The sequence below is a fragment of the Streptomyces sp. NBC_01233 genome (assembly GCF_035989305.1).
GTDB lineage: Bacteria > Actinomycetota > Actinomycetes > Streptomycetales > Streptomycetaceae > Streptomyces.
Genome location: NZ_CP108514.1, coordinates 4,354,451 through 4,373,921, shown reverse-complemented (window position 1 = coordinate 4,373,921; position 19,471 = coordinate 4,354,451). Strand labels below are relative to the sequence as shown.

19 protein-coding genes, 4 tRNA genes and 1 pseudogene are annotated in these 19,471 nt (G+C 71.3%); 16 read left to right on the top strand and 8 right to left on the bottom strand.

Annotated features, from left to right (window positions below):
* Window positions 1–83: 83 nt before the first annotated feature.
* From OG332_RS20570 to OG332_RS20560, 3 genes are read left to right on the top strand one after another with little or no spacing between them, the layout of a single operon-like run.
* Window positions 84–539, top strand: a complete 456-nt coding sequence (locus tag OG332_RS20570; protein WP_327414851.1) for a hypothetical protein — start codon at window positions 84–86, stop codon at window positions 537–539.
* A 54-nt stretch (window positions 540–593) separates the two neighbouring features.
* Window positions 594–1,325, top strand: a complete 732-nt coding sequence (locus tag OG332_RS20565) for a DsbA family protein (protein WP_327414850.1) — start codon at window positions 594–596, stop codon at window positions 1,323–1,325.
* 26 nt (window positions 1,326–1,351) lie between these two features.
* The gene (locus OG332_RS20560; protein ID WP_442816363.1) at window positions 1,352–2,161 is read left to right on the top strand and encodes a cytochrome c biogenesis CcdA family protein; all 810 of its coding nucleotides are present in this window, start codon (window positions 1,352–1,354) and stop codon (window positions 2,159–2,161) included.
* Window positions 2,162–2,199: 38 nt separating this feature from the next.
* Here OG332_RS20560 and OG332_RS20555 read toward each other — a convergent pair.
* The 3 genes from OG332_RS20555 to OG332_RS20545 all read right to left on the bottom strand — a co-directional run bounded on the left by OG332_RS20555 (window position 2,200) and on the right by OG332_RS20545 (window position 2,484).
* Window positions 2,200–2,276: transfer RNA gene (locus tag OG332_RS20555), tRNA-Phe, on the bottom strand.
* A gap of 22 nt (window positions 2,277–2,298) precedes the next feature.
* Window positions 2,299–2,372, bottom strand: a tRNA-Asp gene (locus OG332_RS20550).
* 39 nt (window positions 2,373–2,411) lie between these two features.
* A tRNA-Glu gene (locus tag OG332_RS20545) sits at window positions 2,412–2,484 on the bottom strand.
* Window positions 2,485–2,612: 128 nt separating this feature from the next.
* On the opposite strand from OG332_RS20545, the gene OG332_RS20540 reads away from it, so the two are divergent.
* From OG332_RS20540 to OG332_RS20515, 6 genes are all read left to right on the top strand, one after another.
* A complete protein-coding gene (locus OG332_RS20540; RefSeq protein ID WP_319723715.1) occupies window positions 2,613–2,963 on the top strand; it encodes a metallopeptidase family protein in 351 nt (116 codons plus the stop codon).
* Window positions 2,960–3,466 carry a FluC/FEX family fluoride channel gene (locus OG332_RS20535; protein WP_327414848.1) on the top strand — a complete coding sequence of 169 codons (507 nt, stop codon included), beginning with the start codon at window positions 2,960–2,962 and terminating at the stop codon, window positions 3,464–3,466. Before OG332_RS20540 ends, OG332_RS20535 begins: the two co-directional genes overlap by 4 nt.
* Window positions 3,463–3,837 carry a fluoride efflux transporter FluC gene (locus OG332_RS20530; protein ID WP_327414847.1) on the top strand — a complete coding sequence of 125 codons (375 nt, stop codon included), beginning with the start codon at window positions 3,463–3,465 and terminating at the stop codon, window positions 3,835–3,837. The genes OG332_RS20535 and OG332_RS20530 overlap by 4 nt, the downstream gene beginning before the upstream one ends.
* Before the next feature lie 85 nt (window positions 3,838–3,922).
* Complete coding sequence (locus tag OG332_RS20525; protein ID WP_327414846.1) at window positions 3,923–4,489, top strand: hypothetical protein; 567 nt, start codon at window positions 3,923–3,925, stop codon at window positions 4,487–4,489.
* Window positions 4,490–4,756: 267 nt separating this feature from the next.
* A complete protein-coding gene (locus OG332_RS20520; RefSeq protein ID WP_327414845.1) occupies window positions 4,757–7,126 on the top strand; it encodes a DEAD/DEAH box helicase in 2,370 nt (789 codons plus the stop codon).
* A 357-nt stretch (window positions 7,127–7,483) separates the two neighbouring features.
* Window positions 7,484–7,556: transfer RNA gene (locus OG332_RS20515), tRNA-Lys, on the top strand.
* A 142-nt stretch (window positions 7,557–7,698) separates the two neighbouring features.
* Here OG332_RS20515 and OG332_RS20510 read toward each other — a convergent pair.
* Window positions 7,699–9,192 (bottom strand): annotated as a pseudogene (locus OG332_RS20510) (tyrosine-type recombinase/integrase); the annotation flags it as partial.
* Window positions 9,189–9,692 carry a helix-turn-helix domain-containing protein gene (locus OG332_RS20505; RefSeq protein ID WP_327414844.1) on the bottom strand — a complete coding sequence of 168 codons (504 nt, stop codon included), beginning with the start codon at window positions 9,690–9,692 and terminating at the stop codon, window positions 9,189–9,191. The gene OG332_RS20505 and the pseudogene OG332_RS20510, both read right to left, overlap by 4 nt.
* 128 nt (window positions 9,693–9,820) lie before the next feature.
* Here OG332_RS20505 and OG332_RS20500 point away from each other — a divergent pair, with 128 nt between their 5' ends.
* The 4 genes from OG332_RS20500 to OG332_RS20485 are packed head-to-tail and all read left to right on the top strand — an operon-like array spanning window position 9,821 to window position 12,957.
* Window positions 9,821–10,042, top strand: coding sequence for an integrase (locus OG332_RS20500; protein ID WP_327419318.1), 222 nt, complete (start codon window positions 9,821–9,823; stop codon window positions 10,040–10,042).
* The gene (locus OG332_RS20495; RefSeq protein ID WP_079428917.1) at window positions 10,039–10,341 is read left to right on the top strand and encodes a hypothetical protein; all 303 of its coding nucleotides are present in this window, start codon (window positions 10,039–10,041) and stop codon (window positions 10,339–10,341) included. The genes OG332_RS20500 and OG332_RS20495 overlap by 4 nt, the downstream gene beginning before the upstream one ends.
* Window positions 10,342–10,345: 4 nt before the next feature.
* Window positions 10,346–11,392: a bifunctional DNA primase/polymerase gene (locus OG332_RS20490; RefSeq protein ID WP_327414843.1), complete on the top strand. Its 1,047-nt coding sequence runs from the start codon at window positions 10,346–10,348 to the stop codon at window positions 11,390–11,392.
* Complete coding sequence (locus tag OG332_RS20485; RefSeq protein ID WP_327414842.1) at window positions 11,389–12,957, top strand: hypothetical protein; 1,569 nt, start codon at window positions 11,389–11,391, stop codon at window positions 12,955–12,957. The genes OG332_RS20490 and OG332_RS20485 overlap by 4 nt, the downstream gene beginning before the upstream one ends.
* A gap of 1,006 nt (window positions 12,958–13,963) precedes the next feature.
* Here OG332_RS20485 and OG332_RS20480 read toward each other — a convergent pair.
* Both OG332_RS20480 and OG332_RS20475 read right to left on the bottom strand, forming a co-directional pair.
* Entirely contained in the window at window positions 13,964–14,536 is a 573-nt protein-coding gene (locus OG332_RS20480; RefSeq protein WP_327414841.1) for a GNAT family N-acetyltransferase, read from the bottom strand.
* Window positions 14,537–14,548: 12 nt separating this feature from the next.
* Entirely contained in the window at window positions 14,549–15,811 is a 1,263-nt protein-coding gene (locus tag OG332_RS20475; protein WP_327414840.1) for a hypothetical protein, read from the bottom strand.
* Window positions 15,812–15,988: 177 nt separating this feature from the next.
* Here OG332_RS20475 and OG332_RS20470 point away from each other — a divergent pair, with 177 nt between their 5' ends.
* The 3 genes from OG332_RS20470 to OG332_RS20460 are packed head-to-tail and all read left to right on the top strand — an operon-like array spanning window position 15,989 to window position 17,357.
* Complete coding sequence (locus OG332_RS20470; RefSeq protein ID WP_327414839.1) at window positions 15,989–16,150, top strand: hypothetical protein; 162 nt, start codon at window positions 15,989–15,991, stop codon at window positions 16,148–16,150.
* A complete protein-coding gene (locus tag OG332_RS20465) occupies window positions 16,150–16,857 on the top strand; it encodes a phytanoyl-CoA dioxygenase family protein (protein ID WP_327414838.1) in 708 nt (235 codons plus the stop codon). Before OG332_RS20470 ends, OG332_RS20465 begins: the two co-directional genes overlap by 1 nt.
* A gap of 47 nt (window positions 16,858–16,904) precedes the next feature.
* Window positions 16,905–17,357 carry a hypothetical protein gene (locus OG332_RS20460; RefSeq protein ID WP_327414837.1) on the top strand — a complete coding sequence of 151 codons (453 nt, stop codon included), beginning with the start codon at window positions 16,905–16,907 and terminating at the stop codon, window positions 17,355–17,357.
* Window positions 17,358–18,030: 673 nt separating this feature from the next.
* On the opposite strand, the gene OG332_RS20455 is transcribed toward OG332_RS20460, so the two are convergent.
* On the bottom strand, window positions 18,031–19,290 hold the full coding sequence (locus tag OG332_RS20455) for an MFS transporter (protein WP_327414836.1): 1,260 nt from the start codon (window positions 19,288–19,290) through the stop codon (window positions 18,031–18,033).
* Between the last annotated feature and the right edge of the window lie 181 nt (window positions 19,291–19,471).

Below are 19,471 nucleotides of genomic sequence, written 5' to 3'. Positions count from 1 at the left end.
TGTCGGGTGGACCCGTACCATTTCGGGGCGACTCAGTCAGCCGTAACCATGAGAGGCAGCCCACCTTGTCCCGCCCGCACCGATTGGCATGCGCCGCTCTGACGGTGTGGGCCGGCCTGGTGGTGGCCGTTCTCGCGGTGGTGCTCCCGGCTGCGGCCGCTCCCGCCCCGGCCGGCCCGGCGGCGGCGGGCCCGGAGGCCGCCGTCTCCGTGAAGGCCGTGCCACGGGCCCCGGCATCGGCCCCGGCTTCCGCATCGGCCCCGGCCTCCGTCCCCGGGCCCGTCGGGCCCGGGGACCCGGGCCCGGCCCCGGCCGCCTTCTCCGGCGGCGGTGGCCCGGCCTGTGCCCCCGGGGCTGCCGATCACGGTGGGCTCCCCGCCGTGTCGGCCCGGGCCGGCGGCGAGCACGCGCACGTACCGCCGGCGCGGCCGGTGCCCGAGGGGGCGCGGGCGCACGTGGCGCTGCCCGTACGGGTCCTCGTACGCGGTCCCGACCGGCCGGCGCCCGGCCCGGTGGAGCTGTCCGTGATGCGGGTCTAGGAGGGCCGCTCCCCCACCGGTCCGCCTCACCACCCGCAGCACTGGAGCACCCGCATGTCCTCTTCCTCCTCCTCCCGTTCCTCCTCCCGCAAGCCCCTCCTGTACGCCGCCGGGGTCGCCGTCGCCGCGATCACCCTCGGCCTCGTCTCCTGGCAGGCCACCGCCCCCGCCGAGAAGAGCTCCGCCGGCTCCTCCGCCACGGCCGCGCCCCGGACCGACCCGGCCGCCGAACTCAGGGCGCTGGCCCGCCGCGAGGCCGGCGACAAGCTCGCCGTCGGCCGCGCCGACGCGCCCGTCGTGCTCATCGAGTACTCCGACTTCAAGTGCGGCTACTGCGGCAAGTTCGCCCGCGACACCGAACCCGAACTGGTGAAGAAGTACGTGGCGGACGGCACCCTGCGCATCGAGTGGCGCAACTTCCCGATCTTCGGCGCCGACTCCGAGGCCGCCGCCAAGGCCGCCTGGGCGGCCGGCCGGCAGGACCGGTTCGCAGCCTTCCACGCGGCCGCGTACGCCGACGGCGCGAAGGAGAAGGGCTTCGACGGGCCGCGGCTCGAGGAGCTGGCCCGCGAGGCCGGGGTCCCCGACCTGGAGCGCTTCAAGGCGGACATGGCCGGCGAGGAGGCCGCGGCGGCCCTGAGGAAGGACCAGGAGGAGGGCTACCGCATCGGCGTCACCTCCACCCCGTCCTTCCTGGTCAACGGCAAGCCGATCGCGGGCGCCCAGCCCCTCGGCGCCTTCACGGCCGCCATCGCCGAGGCCAAGGCCGCGGCGGCGAAGCAGTGACCGACGTCGGATACCTGGCCGCCCTGATGGGCGGCCTGCTCGCGCTGCTCAGCCCGTGCAGCGCACTGCTCCTGCCGGCCTTCTTCGCGTACTCGATCGACTCCACCTCCCGGCTGCTGGCACGCACCGGGATCTTCTACGCCGGCCTCGCGAGCACGCTCGTACCGCTGGGGGCGGCCGGCTCGTACGCCGGGCGGTTCTTCCACGGCAACCGCGACCAGCTCGTCCTCGCCGGCGGCTGGCTGATCATCGCGCTCGGGCTCGCGCAGATCCTGGGCCTGGGCTTCGCCTCGCAGCGGATCTCGGAGCTGTCGGGCCGGATCCGGCCGACCACCGCCCTGTCGGTGTACGCGCTCGGCGCGGTCTACGGGCTGGCCGGCTTCTGCGCCGGCCCGATCCTGGGCAGCGTCCTGACGGTCGCGGCGGTCAGCGGCAGCCCCGTCTACGGCGGCCTGCTGCTGGCGGTCTACGCACTGGGGATGGCCGTGCCCCTCTTCCTGCTGGCCCTGCTGTGGGAGCGGTTCGAGCTGGGCAGGCGGCGCTGGCTGCGCGGGCGGGCCTTCTCGGTGGGCCGCTTCGAGCTGCACACCACCTCGCTCCTGTCCGGGCTGTTCTTCATCACCCTGGGCGCGCTGTTCCTCGTCTACGACGGGGCGAGCGCGCTGCCGGGGCTGCTGGACGTGGACGACTCGTTCGCCGTGGAGCAGTGGGTCGGCTCCGTGGCGGACGCGGTTCCGGACTGGGCGCTGCTCGGGCTGGTCGCGGCGGGCGCGTCGGCCGTCGGCCTGGTGCAGTGGCGCCGCAGGGCGCGGACGGCGGAGGCCGAGGGGGAGTAACCACAGAAGGCCCCGTCCGATGGACGGGGCCTTCTTGATGGTGGCTGGGGCCGGGGTCGAACCGGCGACCTATCGCTTTTCAGGCGATCGCTCGTACCAACTGAGCTACCCAGCCACGAAACCGTTTCCGGCTTCAGCGATCCTGACGGGACTTGAACCCGCGACCTCCACCTTGACAGGGTGGCGAGCTAACCAACTGCTCCACAGGACCTTGCAGTGTGCGAGACCAAGTCTTGCACACGGTAATGCGTACCCCCAACGGGATTCGAACCCGTGCTACCGCCTTGAAAGGGCGGCGTCCTGGGCCACTAGACGATGAGGGCTAAAGGCCCGCCGGGCACTTCTTCAGCGCGTCGGGGACGTGAGAAGCATATGGGATCCGGGGAGCTATCGCCAAAACGGTTTCTCCCCCGCAAGCGGGGGGCGCCCCCACCGGAGGGACAATGACCGGGTGCTGGAGATGACGCGCGAGGAGTTCGAAGAGCTCGTCGCAGAGGCGCTGGACCGGATCCCGCCGGAGCTGACGCGGCTGATGGACAACGTGGCGGTGTTCGTCGAGGACGAACCGCCCGCCGACGACCCCGAGCTGCTGGGGCTGTACGAGGGGACTCCGCTGACGGACCGCGGCGAGTGGTACGCCGGGGTGCTGCCGGACCGGATCACCATCTACCGGAACCCCACGCTGCGGATGTGTGAGGACCGGGAGAGCGTGGTCGTGGAGACGGAGGTCACCGTGGTGCACGAGATCGCCCACCACTTCGGGATCGACGACGACCGGCTGCACGCGCTGGGGTACGGGTGACCCGGCCGGTCCCCGGGCCCGAGGCGATCGACCCGGACGTCGACCTGCACGTCCCCGCACAGCGCGGCGAACCGCAGGGCCGAGTGCTCGTGGCGGTGGCGGCGGGCGGGGCCGTGGGGGCCACGGCCCGGTACGGGATCGCCCTGCTGTGGCCGGCGGGGACCGGGGCCTTCCCGTGGGCGACCTTCTGGATCAACACGTCCGGGTGCGCGCTGATCGGCGTACTGATGGTGCTGATCAGCGAGGGCGGCCGGACCTCACCCCATCCGATGCTGCGCCCCTTCGCCGGGGTCGGCGTGCTGGGCGGCTTCACCACCTTCTCCACCTACGCGGTGGACGTCTCGCGGCTCCTCGACGAGGGGAGGGCGGGCACCGCGCTGGCCTACGCCGGGCTCACGGTGGCGGCGGCGCTGGGCGCGGTGTGGGCGGCGGCCTCGGCGACCCGGCTCGCGGTCCGGGACGGCGGCCGGCGGACCGGCAGGGCCGGCCGGTCCGCCCGGTGAACTGGCTGCTCGTGGTGGCGGGCGCGGTCGTCGGGGCGCCGCTGCGCTATCTGACGGACCGTGCGGTGCAGGCGCGGCACGATTCCGTCTTCCCGTGGGGCACCTTCGCGGTCAACGCGGCCGCCTGCCTGCTGCTCGGGTTCCTGACCGGCGCACTGCTGGCGGGGGCCCCCTCCTCGCGGCTGCAGCTGCTGCTGGGGACCGGGCTGTGCGGGGCGCTGAGCACGTACTCGACGTTCTCGTACGAGACGCTGCGGCTGGCCGAGCGCGGCTGGGGGTTACTGGCGGCGGCGAACGTGGTGATGTCGGTGCTGGTCGGGCTGGGCGCGCTGCGCCTCGGGTCGCAGGTGGCGGAGCAACTGTTCGGCTGAGGGCGTGTCCCTTGCGGGTCAAAGGGAGTTGGGCACATTGACCCGCTCATGCGGACTCTCACCCTCAGGCTCCGGAGGTGCCCCCGTGCGCCAGTTGTCCGCTTCCCTCCGACTGGCCGTCACCGCGCTCGCGGTCGCGGCGACGGCCGGCTGCATGAGTGTCGGCGAGGACGCGGCGCAGCCCGGCCCCTCCTCCGCGGCGGACCGCCGGGGCGGCGCCGAGGCGGGCGGGTCCGTCTCCGGGCGGGGCTCCGGGGTGCACGGCAACGGGCACGGCACGAAGGACGGCACGGGGAGCCAGGCCGGCAAGCCCAAGGAGGACGGCAAGGCGTCCGGCGCTACCGGGGCCTCGCCCAGCCCGGGCGCGCCGAGCGGCCAGCCGGGCGTCCCCGCGCCGTCGGCGGGGCCGGGCGGCGGAGCGGGCGGGCAGGGTCCGCAGGAACCCCCGGGGGGCGGTCCGGGCGGAGCCGCCGGATCCGGCGGCTCCGGGGCCTCCGGCGGCTCTGGCGGATCGGGCGGCTCCGCGGGTGGGCAGCAGCCGGCCAGCCCGACCCCGGAGCCGCCGGCGACGACTCCCCCTGTGACGGAACCCACGCCGGAGCCGCCGAGTCCGCAGCCCGAGCCCACGACCCAGCCGGTGCCGCTGCCGTAGGGCCCGTCGCGGGCTCCGGGGTCTGGCGGGCTGCGCCGGGACGAGACGTCTTCGCAGGTCAGAGGTGTTTCGGTCGGATTGACTTGCCAGACCCCGGGGAGGGTGCGTATGGTTATAGATCGTTTGATCCCATTGCCCGGCGCCGAATCCGAAGAGCGCCGTGTGGCGCGTACTCTCCCTAGCCGTGGCTGACCGCATTGAGGCGGTCGATTTGCGATTCACGGAGTTTGGGCGCGTGCCGAGACTCCGGAAGGTTTCGCATTTCGCATGTCCATTTCCAGTTCTGACCGTTCCGTCATGCCCGAGAACGACTCCAACGAGATCGTCGACGCCGAGGCCCTTGTGGTCACCGAGGCCATCGAGGCCGCAGAGGCCGACGAGATCATCGAGGCCCTTGAGGCCGACGTGACGAACGGTGAGTCCGTCGAGGACTCCATCGACTCCGACACCGACTTCGACGGTGACGACGACGCCGACGCCGAGCCCTCGATCACCTTCGGAGACCTCGGTCTGCCCGACGGCATCGTGCGCAAGCTCGCCCAGAACGGCGTCACCGCCCCCTTCCCGATCCAGGCCGCGACCATCCCGGACGCCCTGGCCGGCAAGGACATCCTCGGCCGTGGCCGCACCGGCTCCGGCAAGACCCTCTCCTTCGGTCTGCCGACCCTGGCCTCCCTGGCCGGCGGTCACACCGAGAAGAAGAAGCCCCGCGCGATCATCCTCACGCCGACCCGTGAGCTCGCGATGCAGGTCGCGGACGCCCTCCAGCCCTACGGCGACGTGCTCGGCCTGAAGATGAAGGTCGTCTGCGGCGGCACCTCCATGAGCAACCAGATCTACGCTCTGGAGCGCGGTGTCGACGTCCTCGTCGCCACCCCGGGCCGTCTGCGCGACATCATCAACCGTGGCGCCTGCTCCCTGGAGAACGTCCAGGTCGCGGTCCTCGACGAGGCCGACCAGATGGCCGACCTGGGCTTCCTGCCCGAGGTCACCGAGCTGCTCGACCAGATCCCCGGCGGCGGCCAGCGCATGCTCTTCTCCGCCACCATGGAGAACGAGATCGGCACCCTGGTCAAGCGCTACCTGTCCAACCCCGTCACGCACGAGGTCGACAGCGCCCAGGGCAACGTCACGACCATGACGCACCACGTCCTCGTCGTGAAGCCGAAGGACAAGGCGCCGGTCACGGCCGCCATCGCCGCCCGCAAGGGCCGCACCATCATCTTCGTCCGCACCCAGCTGGGCGCCGACCGCATCGCCGAGCAGCTCGTCGAGGCCGGCGTGAAGGCCGACGCGCTGCACGGCGGCATGACGCAGGGTGCCCGTACCCGCGTCCTCGCCGACTTCAAGGACGGCTACGTCAACGCGCTCGTCGCCACCGACGTCGCCGCCCGCGGCATCCACGTCGACGGCATCGACCTGGTCCTGAACGTGGACCCGGCCGGCGACCACAAGGACTACCTGCACCGCTCGGGCCGTACCGCCCGTGCCGGCAAGTCGGGTGTCGTGGTCTCCCTCGCCCTGCCGCACCAGCGCCGCCAGATCTTCCGCCTGATGGAGGACGCGGGCGTCGACGCCTCGCGTCACATCGTCCAGGGCGCCGGCGCCTTCGAGCCGGAGGTCGCCGAGATCACCGGTGCCCGTTCGCTGACCGAGGTCCAGGCCGACTCCGCGAACAACGCCGCGAAGCAGGCCGAGCGCGAGGTCGCCGAGCTCACCAAGCAGCTGGAGCGCCTGTCGCGCCGTGCCGTCGAGCTCCGCGAGGAGGCCGACCGCCTGGTCGCCCGCTCCGCCCGTGAGCGCGGCGAGGACCCGGAGGCCGCTGTCGCCGAGGTGGCCGAGGCTGCCGAGGCCGAGGTCGCGGCTGCTGCCGCCGCCGCTGCCGCCGAGCTGGCCGCGCAGGAGCGCCGCGAGGAGCAGCGCGCCCAGCGCGACGACCGTGGCAACTTCGAGCGTCGCGACAACCGCGGTGGCGACCGTGGCGGCTTCCGTGGTGGCGACCGCGGTGACCGCGGCGGCCGTCCGTCCGGTGGCTTCAACCGTGACGACCGTGGTGGCGAGCGTGGCGGCTTCCGCCGTGACGACCGTCCGTCGGGTGGCTTCCGCTCCGGTGGCGACCGTCCGGCCGGTGGTGGCTTCCGTCGTGACGACCGTCCGTCCGGTGGCTTCAACCGCGATGACCGTGGTGGCGAGCGTGGCGGCTTCCGCCGTGACGACCGTCCGTCGGGTGGCTTCCGCTCCGGTGGCGACCGTCCGGCCGGTGGTGGCTTCCGTCGTGACGACCGTCCGTCCGGTGGCTTCAACCGCGATGACCGTGGTGGCGAGCGTGGCGGCTTCCGCCGTGACGACCGTCCGTCGGGTGGCTTCCGCTCCGGTGGCGACCGTCCGGCCACGGGCAACGGCACGTACAACCGTGACGACCGCCCCTCCGGCGGCTTCCGCTCCGGTGGCGACCGTCCGTTCAACCGCGACCGTCGTGACGACCGTCCCTCCGGCGGCTTCCGCTCCGGCGCCGGCGCCGGCGACCGTCCGTACGGCCGCCGCGACGACCACCGCCCGTCCGGCTCCGGTTCCGGTTCCACCGGTGGCTTCGGCGGCCGCCGCGACGACAAGCCGCGCTGGAAGCGCAACGGCTGACCGCAGCTGAGCTGAACCCCTGAGAAGGGCCCGTACGACACCGCCGGGTGTCGTACGGGCCCTTCTCGTTTCGGAGGGGGCTCAAGACGGTGGCGAAGCAGCCGTGGACGGGCCGTGGTGGCCGTTCGAGCCCGCCGCGTCCCGGTAGCTGACGATCCGTGACATGGCGTCCGGCCGCCGCCGTGCCGGTCGACGGCCAGGCCGTCGCGTTCAGCACTCGGGCCCGCTCACCTTCACCGGCCCGACGGCCCGGGAACCCCCGGCCGAGGCCGTTGAACTGACGGCGACAGGCCGGTCGGTCGATACCCGATCGGCTGACCGGCGCTGTCCGGCTATGCTCTGGGGTGAGCACCTGGAGGGCCATTAGCTCAATTGGCAGAGCAGCGGACTTTTAATCCGTTGGTTGTCGGTTCGAGTCCGACATGGCCTACCGCTCGCGAGGCGGAGGAACCTTCCTCTGACCTGCGCCTTAGCGCCCCATCCGACTTCTTCGGGTGGGGCGCTTTGCCTTGCCCGGGGCGTCCGGTGACCTGATGTGAGCCCGAGGTGAGCCCGGCGGTACGAACGGCCTGCCGCGGGACCAGCCTTACCGCGGCCTCGGCAGCCTTTCGCGCGACCTCGGGCAGGACGCTGGTGTACGTGTCCGACGTGATCGTGATCGAGGAGTGGCCGAGCATCTCCTGTACGACCTTCATCTCGGCGCCGGCCGCGAGGGCGAGGGTTGCCGCGCCGTGGCGCAGGTCGTGCAGCCGGATCGGGGGCAGACCAGCCTCGGCAGCCAGCCGCCGGAACTGCTCGGTCACCCATGCCGGGTGGAGCCACTCGCCGTTTTCCTGCGTGAACACGCGGCCGGTGTCGACGTACGCCTCGCCCCACGCGAGGCGCTCCCGCATCTGCCGCTTGCGGTGCTTCGCGAGCACCTTCACCGTCTCGGAGTCGAGGGCGACCACGCGCTCGCCGCTGTCCGTCTTGGGCGCGGACTCCTCGACCTTCCAGCCGCGCTGTACGAGCTGAGTGGCGACGGTGAGCAGCCCCGCCCCGAGGTCGGTCTCGGTCCACTGCTGGCCGCATGCCTCGCCTCGGCGCAGGCCACGGAAGGCGATCAGGTGGTACAGCGCGTAGAGGCGGTGCTTCGCCGCGCGGTCGAGGAACGCGCCCGTCTGCTCGGGCGTCCAGACCATGACGGGCGACGGCTTGTCTCCCGTCCGCTTCCACTGGGCGATGCGCTCCTCGGTCCAGACGAGTGCCTTGGGCCGCTTACCGGTCTCCAGTTCGACATGTGATGCCGGGTTGAAGGTGATGAGCTGCTGCGCGATGGCATCGTTCAGGGCCGCACGCAAGGTCGCCCGAACGCGCTGTCGGGTCGCGGGCCCGGTGACCTTCCGGAACGGCTTCATCTCGGCGAGCTTTGCGCGCTCTGCGGCGATCCGCTCTCGCTCGGCGGGGAGCGGTCGCCCCGGTGTGGTCGGCTTGCTCAGCGCGACCTGCGCCCGGCGGTTGGCGTTCTCGACGAGGATCTCCTCGTTGTGCTCCTCGATCGCGTCGAACAACTCAACCAGGTGGCCCACGTTCAGCCGGTCGAGGCGGTGCTGCCCGATGTGCGGCTTCAAGTGGACGCGGATGTGCGACTCGTATCCGTCGAGGGTGGAGTCGCGGCGCCGCTTGCCAGCGAGCCACTGGTCGAGCCAGTCGCCGACGGTCAGCCGGGCGGTGAGGGACTGGCCGGTGCGGAACCGACGCTGCGTCTCCTCGTAGTCGGGTACGGCCTCCTTCTTGGAGGCGACCGTTTCGAGCAGGTCACCGATGAGCAGGCGGCCGTCGGGGTCGTCGTCACCTGGGATGCCGAGCAGTGCGCGCAGCCGGTCGAGGTCGCCCTGTGCCTCGTTCTTCGTGGCGTAGCCCGAGCGGCGGAAGGTGCGGCGCTTGCCGTCCTTGTCGTTCGGCAGCTCTTGGCGGACGTTCCACAGGCCGTGGCGCTTCTGTGTGAGCTTGGGGCACGACTGCCCGTACTGCTTGCCCGTCTCCGGGTTGCGGCAGGCGCACCGTTTGAAGGTCGAGCCGGTCAATCCTTCTCCTCCCCCTCGCCGGACGGTTCGAGGAATGCCTCCTCGAATGCCCGGCTTGCCTCTTCGTAGGACTGCTTCGTCTCGCGGAGCTGAGCGAGGGACTCCTCGTACTCGCGTTCTGCGGCTTGCTTCCGCCGGAGCGCTTCCTCGGTGCGGAGTCGAGTGCTCAGGTAGAGCGAGAACGACACCCGGTACGTCGATTCGATCAGCGACTGTTCCGGGCTGTCCGCCTGGTTGCCGAGCAGCTCGTTAACGGAGACGCCGAAGCACAGGGCCAGAGCGGCAGCCTCGTTGACGCGGACGGGGCGTGAACCGCCCTCCGTCTTCGCGACCGTTGTCTGACGCCAGGAGAAACCGCTCCGGCTCATCATCGTCGCCACGTCTTCCTGCGACATGCCGCGTGCCGTGCGGAGTGAGCGCAGGGCTTCGCCTAGCGCTTTCTCGGGCTCGTAGCCGTAGCCCCACATGGTGTCTGCCTGCCGGCCCTCTTCATTCTCCACGGGAATGGACGCTACACCCTGGGTGGGGTTGACGCCAGCCGATCCAGGGGATCATGCTCAGGGGGAATGATGCACCCAACCCTCTGGAGGATGATTTGCGCTCGCTCGAAGATCAGAACGTGAAGGGGATGGCGGCGGCCGAGTTGATGGCCCTGCCCGTCAGCTTCGACCTCGACACGGCGAACCGAGCCTTGGCCCTTGGCCGAACGACCGGGTACGCCCTGGCCAAGAACGGCGAGTACCCGGTGCGGGTCCTGCGCCTTGGGCGGCAGTACCGCGTCACTCGGTACGACCTGCTGCGCTTTCTCGGCTTTCAGAGCCAGGAGCAGACCGAGGCGGGTGCCGCGTGAGTAGCCCGGTCATCACTCCTCGCCGCTCGGCAGCCCTGCCGACGATGAGCTACCGCCTGCCCGTTTCGCACGGGTGGGCGGTGCTTCCTGACGCCACCCGGGAGTTGGGCGGACTGACCCCGACACCCAACGGGTTCCGTGCGCGCCTCTTCATCGGGGGTGCACGCGACATCGACGAGTACACCGCCCGGACACTCGCCGCCGTACTGGCTCGCAGCGCGGGGTATCAGGTGCACGGCACCGACCCGGACGGGCTCGCTGCTGTCGTGGCCACCCTCGCCGCACTGCTGGGGCGGTGACGGTTTGACGACCCCGACCCCTGACCCGCTCCGCGTAGCCCTGTGGCTGGCCGCTCAGGGCTACGCGGTGCACCCGCTTGCCCCGGGTGCCAAGCTGCCCGTGCGCGGCTGCGACCGCTGTGCAGCCGGGACCAAGGAGCGTCCCAACCCTCACCACGCCCCGCACGATGGGCACGGCTGCGAGTGCATCGCCGCCGGCCGCCCCTGTCACGGCGTACTCGCCGCGACCACCGACCCCGAGCGAATCGCCGCATGGTGGGCCCGGATGCCGTCCGCCGGTGTCGGCGTCGCCGCGGGTCCATCCGGCCTGGTGATACTCGATGTGGACTGCCACGGCGGACAGCCTCCCGAGGAGCAGTCCGAGCTGCTCCCGGGCGTCGACCTGCCCGAGGACGTCGCCCCCGGCAGCATCGCCGACGGCCGCGACACCCTCGCACTGCTCGTCGAGGCGCGACGTGCGACGCTGCCCGGCTGCGGTCCGCAGACACTGACCGTGCTCACCCCTTCCGGCGGACTGCACTACTGGTTCCGTGCCCCGGCCGGTACGACATGGCGCCCGCTTGCCGGAGCACTGGGCTGGCAGCTCGACGTGCGCGCCGGCGCCTCGTACGCCGTGGCCCCGGGCACGGTCACCCGCGCTGGCACGTACACCGCGCTCGGTGACTGCCGCGCGGTCGCCGATTTGCCCGTCTGGCTGGCGCGCGACCTCGACCGCACCGGGCACCGTGCACGCCCCGAGCGGCCCCGTACCGTGCTGCCTTGGCGCTCCCGCCCCATGGGCAACGGGTACGCCGCGGCTGCCGTCGAGGCCGAGCTGCGGACTGTCGCCGAGGCACAGCCCGGCACTCGGAACGCCACGCTCAACCGAGCCTCCTTCAACCTCGGCACCCTCTGCGCGGCCGGCCGACTCGACCGCGGGCAACTCGTCGACGTACTGCTCGACGCGGCCCGGCACGGTGGGCTGTCCGACCGCGAGGCCGAGGCTGCGATTCGCTCCGGCCTCACCGCAGGTGAGCGGAACCCGCGCACGCACACCGGGGCCGCCGCATGATCCCTCCGGCCTTTGACCCGATCGCCGCCGCCCGCTCCGTCGTCCCCTTTCCGCGGGCGGAACAGGGCGGGGAGCAGCCGCGCAGCGCGAAGCAGGGGAAGCAGCCCCCGCAGGCCGAGGTACTGCGGGTCCTCGGGCAGAACCGCTTCCGGTACCTGCACCACAACGGCGCCCCGTACGCAGTCCCGTACGACGGTCCGGCTGTCGCCGTGCCGTTGCGCGCAGCAGCGCACACCGGAACCGGCAGCCTGCGGCAGCACCTCACCCGTATCTACGTCACCGAGTACGACCGCACGCCCTCGCAGACCGCACTCGCGGATGCCGTTGCCACGCTCGACGCCCTCGCCATGCGCGTGCCCGAGACCGAGCTGCACCTGCGCGTCGGTGCAGATCCCGAGGACACGGCGGTGTCTTGGCTCGACCTCGGCCGCCCCGACGGGGAGTCGGTCCGTATCGCCCCGGACGGGTGGACCTTGACGTGCCCGGACCCCGAGGCGGGTCCGGTCTGGCGCCGCACCAAGCTGGTTCGGCCACTGCCCCGCCCCGACCGCCCGGCCGGCGGCTGGCGCGAGGGCATCGGCGAGCTCTCCGCCCTGCTGCCCTTCACCCCTGAGACGCTGCCGCTCGCGATCGGCTGGCTCCTGGCTGCGCTGCGCCCGGGGATGCCGCGCCCCATCGCGTACCTGACCGGCGAGCAGGGGACGGGCAAGAGCACCTCGGGCCAGATGCTCACCGGGATCATCGAAGGCGCCCGCGCGCCCCTGCGGCAGGCGCCCGAGAACCTGCGCGACCTCGGCCCGACCACGGCCGCCGGATGGGTGCTCGCCCTCGACAACCTTTCGGGGCTGCCCGGCTGGTTGTCCGATGCCCTGTGCCGCATCGTCACCGGCGACGCGCAGGTGACCCGCGCTCTCTACACCGACGACGACGTGAACGTGCTCACCTACCAGCGGCCCGTACTGCTGACCGGCATCGACCTCGGCGCGCTCCGCAACGACCTCGCCGAACGCATGATGCCGCTCGAACTCCAGCCCATCCGCCGAGACCAGCGCCGCACTGCGGGCGCCCTGTGGGCCGCGTACGAGCAGGCGCACCCTCGCATCCTCGGCGCCCTGCTCGACCTCGCCGCCGCGGTGTGGGCCGACCTCCCGCACGCCGCTGCCGACCTCACCGAACGGCCTCGGCTCGCCGATTTCGCCGAGCTGCTGCACGCACTCGACAGGGTCACCGGCTGGCGCAGCCTCGATGCGTTCAACGGGGCGCAGGACGCCTTGAACGACGCCGTCCTCGACGGTCATCCGGTAGCCGGCGCGCTGCGCGACTGGACAGCCTCTCCTGCCTTCCCGCTCGCCGGATGGCAGGGAACCATGGGCGAGCTGCACCGGCAGCTCAGCAGCGACGGCCGAGGCTTTGCCGATGGCTGGCCCAAGACCCCTGCCGTGCTGAGTGCCCGCATCCGACAGGTGGCCCCGGCACTCCGCGCCCGCGGCATCCACGTAGCGCGCACCTCGGGCAGCAACAAGCACGGCAAGGTCTACGCCGTCACCCACCGTCCCGTCTCATGACCCCGCACCCGACACGCGCCCCGGAACGGCAACAGCCGTCCGGGGCGCTTCCATCTGCGGGGGGACGCACAGGGGTCGATGGGGACGCGTCCTCACCTGCTGGTCGTCCCCCTAATACCTGGCAGGAGGGGCACCTCGCGGTCCATAGGGGACGCGGGGGACTACTCCGCCCCCTTACTCCTCTGTCTCACTCACAGAAGGAGGAGAGAAGTGGAGAGAAGCGCGCCAACAGCGTCCCCCGCGTCCCCGCCGTCTCCCGGCAGCAGGGCAATGCCTGCACCGCGACCGGTCGCGCCTTGTGCGCGGGCGCGCGCGAATACCGCAGGGCACTGACAACGTCTCGAACCCGCATGGAACCGGTTCCCCCCTGTCTCGCGCGCATGGGGGCTGACTCAGGCTCGCGACCGGTCGATGCGCCCTCCGCGCGCGGGAGGTAACCCGTTCGGCCTCGCTGCCGCTGCTACGATCCGGGCGCTCACGGGAGGGGAATCACGATGTCCAGACTCAAGGATCTCGCGATCATCGCGACGGCATGCGCAACCCTCGCAGCCGGTGCTGCCTGGTGGTACGACAAGCAGGAACGGCATGAAGCACAGTGTGCGCCCATCCGAGCAGATGCAAAGGCGGCAGGAAAGATAGACACCTCGCCCGTCGAGCCCCCTGATCCTGGCAACTTCGCAGACCTACAACGGTCCGCGGATGAACACGTGGGCCGAGTTAGGGCCTACATGGCCGCCAGCGCTGCACGCAACACTGTGATTGCAGCGCATGCGTCATGCTTCGAAGAGAAGCAAGTCACCAGGGCAAAGGTGTGGCTTCGTGAGAACGAACGTCGTGACGATGATGTTCAGCAGTTCTGGTACTGCTGGGACTCTGGAGCGCCTCGCCCACATCGGTTGGGTCACCCGGTCTCAGGCGACCACAAATGCACCTGGGGTGAACTGAGGCAGGCCGGGGTCGTGACCAACTGATTCGCTCACAGGCAGGGCAAGAGAGGGCGTTGGCATCACCGTGTCGTCGCGGTCGGTTCAAGGCTGAGCAACATCACGTTGTGCAGGTCGGCGCCGGCCCAGGGGCGAGCGTCGCCGACCTTCCGGTATCCCCATGCTCGGTACGCGGCCATGGCCGCCTTGCTGTCCGGGTGGACGTTGAGCAAGACCCGCTCGGCCTCGGTGCCATAGAGGACGGCATCGTGCAGGCGGCGGGCGATGCCCTGCCTGCGCCATGCGGCACGCACGGCGAGTTCCATCAGGCCGAACGTCCGGCGGCCGTCCTCGCGCCGCATCTCGTCTGGCACGGGCACGGTCAGTTGGTCCCACCAGCCCGTCTGCGGCCCGAGGGGGTAGCCGTACGCCATGCCGACGGGCTCGCCGTCCGAGGCGCTCGCCAGGGCGCCGCGGAAGGTGGCCTTGCGGGTCTGGGACCGGAAGCGGCGGAACGCGGCTGCGACGTCGGTCTCGGTCTCGTCGTAGGGCGGCTCGGCGAACGCCTCGGCGTAGACCAGGCGGAACCCTGCCTCGGCCCTGGCGGCGGCCGGCCCGTCGAACTGCTCGACGCTGACCTGTGCTGGCTGACTCATCCGGCGGCCCTCTCACACGGTTTCGCGGATACGCGCCACGCATTCGCGGGCGGTTGGGCTGTCGACTACCCCGGCCGCCCGCTGGAAATCGTGCACCTTGCCCAGCAGCCGGGGAGAGGCGATGCCTCCCCAGGTATCCAGCACGCCGCCCACCTCGGCGCACGCCTCGTCGACCTCCCCCGCAGCGAGGAGAACACCGGCGAGCTTGACGCGGTACGAGGCGCTGTTCCGGGCGAGCCCACCGCCAATGCCGCGCACGGCCGCCCGGAGGAACGGCACGGCGCGCTTGGGCTGATCTGCTCGTACGTACATGTCTGCCGTGGCGTAGTCGACCTCGAACGGCCCTACGAACTTCGCCCAGTTGGGCACGTCTGTATCCGCGTCCGCGCGGCCCTGGTAGCTGACGGCGCGGGACAGGGCGCGGCGTGCGCCCGACAGGTCCCCGGCGTGCGTGGCGACGTTGGCATCGCGCAGCGCGATCACGAGGTGCACCGTCGCACCCGCCCCTACTTGGGTTGCGAGGCGGTAGGCGTTCTCGACGGCACTCGCAGCCTCCCAGGACCGGCCGGCCTTGACCGCGAGGAGTACGAGCGTCTCCAGCACGGAGACCTGTAGCAGCGGGTTGTCGACGAGCTGCGCCGCGGCGAGGGCTTCCATGCAGGCGGCGCGGCCCTCCGCGATGCGTCCGCCGTCGTAGCCGTACCAGGCCCGGTGCCCGTGCAGCTCGGCGAGCATCGTCTGTAGCTCACGGCCCACGCCAGAGGTGTACGAGGCGCTGCTCAGGGCTCGCGTGATCTCCGCCTCGATGCGCTCGGCCTGCGTGCTCGCCGGCACGCTGCCCGCGGTGTGGTCTGTCTGGTAGAGCCCGTCGAGGCGCTCTCTCAGCCGCCCGAGATCGGCCGTGCCGATGCGTGGGCCCGGCGCGGCGGGCAGCAGGGCAGCGGCAGCGAGGGCGCCTGCGTCTGCGACGAACGTTCTCCTCTTCACCTCTCCAGCGTCGCTGATCGGTGCCGCAACCGTCACGCGATGACCGGGGACGTCGAACCCCATCTCGGCGAGGGGCATGCCGAACATGACTTCAAGTACGGCTTGCTGGCCCGGGTGCGGCAGGGGCGGGGGCGTCTCGCCCTCCCACCGTCGCAGTTGGCGGACACTGACCGCGGCGGCGATGCCGAGGCGGGCGGACTCCTGCCGGAACGCCTTGACGAACGTCTCCTGCGTGTGGCCGGCAGCCCGCCGTAACCGTGCCAGCCCGCCCGACTCCTGCACCGTCATGCGTTTCCCCCTCGCAGCTACGGGCCGTGCGCCCACCGTAGTGATCTGGCCCCGGACTCGGGCGCGGAAACGTCCGCCCAAACGTCCGGTGCACGCTCGCCCATGACGCCCTCTCAAGCGGTGCACTGGTGACACACCGAACCACAACGCCCCTGAGCAGCGGGAGTGCGCATGCCCATGACCATTCGTGTGTACGACGTCAACGGCCAGACGGGACAGGTCGTCCACGAGCGTGCCGAGGTGGTCGTCGGGCCCGGGGTCCGGGACAGCCCGCCCATGAACTCGCTCGCCTTCCCGCCCTGCCAGTGCACCCGGTGCCGGCCGAAGGGCGAAGCCTGATGAGCGCGCCCCTCACCATCAGCTACACGGGACCGAGTCCGCTCGGCGAGGACGGATACCGGACCGGGCTGGAATGGAACACCAACAGCCGAGCCCGCGCCCGAGCCACCGAGGTCATCGCCGAGCACCGCGCCGAGCGGACCGAGGTCGTGCTCGACGCGCACCTGCGCTTCGAGTGGGCCGCGCACGCGGTACGCGCCCCCGGACTGCTCGCCGCCGTGCAGGAGACGATCGGCGAGGCGGTCGCCGTCGAGAACACCTTTCTGATGATCAAGTGGCCCGGCCGTGAGTTCCGCGTGGCCTGGCACCAGGACGGCACCAACCGCCGGATGCAGCTCGACCCCGCCCGCTCGGTCGCGGCCTGGCTCGCCATCACCGACGCGACCACCGCCAACGGCTGCTTGCAGGTCATCCCCGGCTCACACGCCCGCGGCTACCTCGGCAACGACCGCGAGACCAGCAGCGCCCGCCGAGGCGCCCTCGGAGTGCAGGGCATGCCCAACGGACCGCACGACCACGGCCTATGGCTGCCGCTCGACTCCGGGCAGGCGTGCCTGATGGACGTCCGGCTCCTGCACCGCTCGGACAGCAACACGACCGCCGGCGCCCGGATCCGCCTGAACATCCGCTACGTCGCTCCCGGTGCCATCCGGTCGAGCGGCGCCCACAGCCCCAGCCTGTACCCGTTGACCGGGTCGTGCTGGTGATCATGCACCACCTGCAACGCACCATCGGTAACGAGAGGAGAACCACCGTGACCATCCTCGAAACCAGCGCTCCGCCGATCACCCGCGTCCGGGTGCTCACCGGCGAGGACGTCGACCCCGCCCGGCGCGGCAGCAAGAGCGTCGTGGCGTTCAGCGACTGCCGGTACTACTGCCCCGACACCGCGACGGTCGAGCGGTGCATCGAGCACCTGCGCGCCAGCGACGAGCGGCTGCGCTCCCGCCCCGACGAGCAGATGCTCTGGGACTGGGAGTGCACGTACTTCGAGGCCGACCCGGACAACGAGAACGGCGGCGGCACGGTCCTGCTGGGCGTCGCCTGGTACGACCGTGCGTTCTTCGACGACCGTCGGGGCGCCTGGTTCGGCGCCATGCACACCCGCATCTACCAGGAGATCGGCGTGCCGTTCGAGAACGTGACCGTCGAGCACTGGCTCGCGCTCGACGCGGCCGAGTGGAAGCCGGAAGCGCCCGCGGCGTAGGCGGGTCTCTGAAAGGCCCCGGTCCTCTGGCGCAGTCCCAGCGCCAGAGGACTGGGGCCACAGCCTGTAGCGCTCGGCTAAAGGTCGTGGCCGATCAGAACCCCCGGCCAGTCGCCGCTCTCCCATCGGGCAACTCGAAGCGTGGCCGCAACCGAGGAGCCCGGAGAAACGAAGGTTCCCGTCGTGGCGTTAAGGAACCCGCTGTCGGCTCTGCTCGCGGCAGCTGCGTCTCGCAGTAAGGCTTCCAAGCGCCGGGATTGAATAGCAAGGTCCTCATCGTGCATCTCGGTTAGTAGGGCGACGGAAACGGCTACCTCATCGCTGCCGTGCCCACATGGGCCGGACAGACGGGTGGGCACGGGCCGCATCGCTCCTCGAAGTGCTGCCCACGCCAAGACGGCGGCAGCGTCACCGCGCCCCATTGCCCTGGCCGTGCGCCACGTGGGAGCCATCCACGCAGTTACAAGCAACCCCACGGCCGCACCGAGGATCAGCCCCCAGGTTGCCCCGTCGTCCTCGTCACTGCCCTGAGTAGCGGCAACGAAGCTGCCAAGTACGGCCCCGCAAAGCGCGGATGACCCAAGAAACTTGAGAAGTTGAAACAATCGGTGCCTCTTCACATGCCAGAGCCCACTTGTGCCAGCAAGAGCCCAACGATCCTGGGGCGCTCTGGCTATTCAGATGCCATGGTTCGATCTCCTACCGCGGTGGGCACCGCAGGAGCTACATCGGGACGAAGCAGCCGCGAGGAGGCAATCAGCGAGGCGAGCGCTGAGCAGGCCACCGTGAGCCCGCCCGCGACGAACGCATTGCGCGGCGAGGCATCCACGAGGAACGGCAACACGAGCATTCCGGCGGTGCCGCCGGTCCTAATGATCGTCTGATCGACGGACATCAGGCGCAGCCGTTCCGCCGGGGCGAATGCGCCGAGGTGCGCGCGCAGAGTGACGCTCGTAGCCGGGGTGACGATGCCAGTCAGCAGGGCGAGCAGGAGCAGTGCAGGCAGATCGAGCACCAGGCCCATGCAGGCGGTCGCCGCTCCCTGTAGAGCCCACGCACCGCAGTAGACGGTCAGCCAGCCGCCCGAGCGCCGGTTGCTCGCGAGAGGGTTACCGAGCAGCGCCCCGACGCCCACGGCCGCCGTGACGAGTCCGTACACCGCGGCACCCGCCCCGTACCGGGTGGCGAGCAGGGCAGGCATACCGATGGCAGTCACGGCCGAGCAGAACAGGGCTACTCCGTGCAGGCCGATCGCCAATCCGACCCGCGGGTGCTCACGCAGCACCGGCCCCGCCGGGACGGAGGACCGCGCCCTGCTCGCAGGGCGCTCGGCAGCTTCGCCGGCCGAGGTCGCGTAGCGGCGAGCCAGCCAGCGCAGCGCCACGGCGGACACGGCGAACGTCGCGCCATTCAGGGCGAAGAGCTGCACCTCGGAGACGAAGAGCAGTAGTAGGCCGATGCTGGCCGGACCGGCGATACGGGCGATGCGGCCCGTGAGGTCGAGGAGACCAGTGATCTGCTGCACTCGCTCGGGCTCGACGAGATCGGGCACGAGGGCGCCGAGGTTGGGATCGAAGAGTGCCCCGAGCGTGCCGAGGAGCAGCACACCGGCGAGCAGCAGAGCGATGCCTCGCGCGTCGGGCGACCACAGGAACGGCAGCGCGACCGCGACCGCTGCCCGCGCCCCGTCGACCCATGCGAGTGCCCGGTACGAGGAGAAGCGGGAGACGAGACGCCGGCCCACGGTGCCGAGGACGATGTACGGCAGCGACTCGGCCACCGCGACGAGGCCCATGAGTGACGCCGAGCCCGTCGCGGCGTAGACGACCCACATGACCGCGAGGGCATAGAGGCGGTCCCCGAGGACCGAGAGGCTCTGTGCGAGCCACAGCACCAGTACGGGCCGCCGTCGCAGCAGCCGCAGGTGTTCCATGCGTCCTCCGGGCCGAGCTGTGCCAGACCGGGCGCAGCAGCCTCGGCCGAATCGCGGCCCACCCTAGGCCCGATCGGAGCAACCGGCGCAGTGTTCTCCTGCACCTCACACGAATGCGGCACAGCCGGTACCCGAGGCTGCGTAGAAGTCGTCACGGGCACCAGCGGCAGCAGCCAGACGG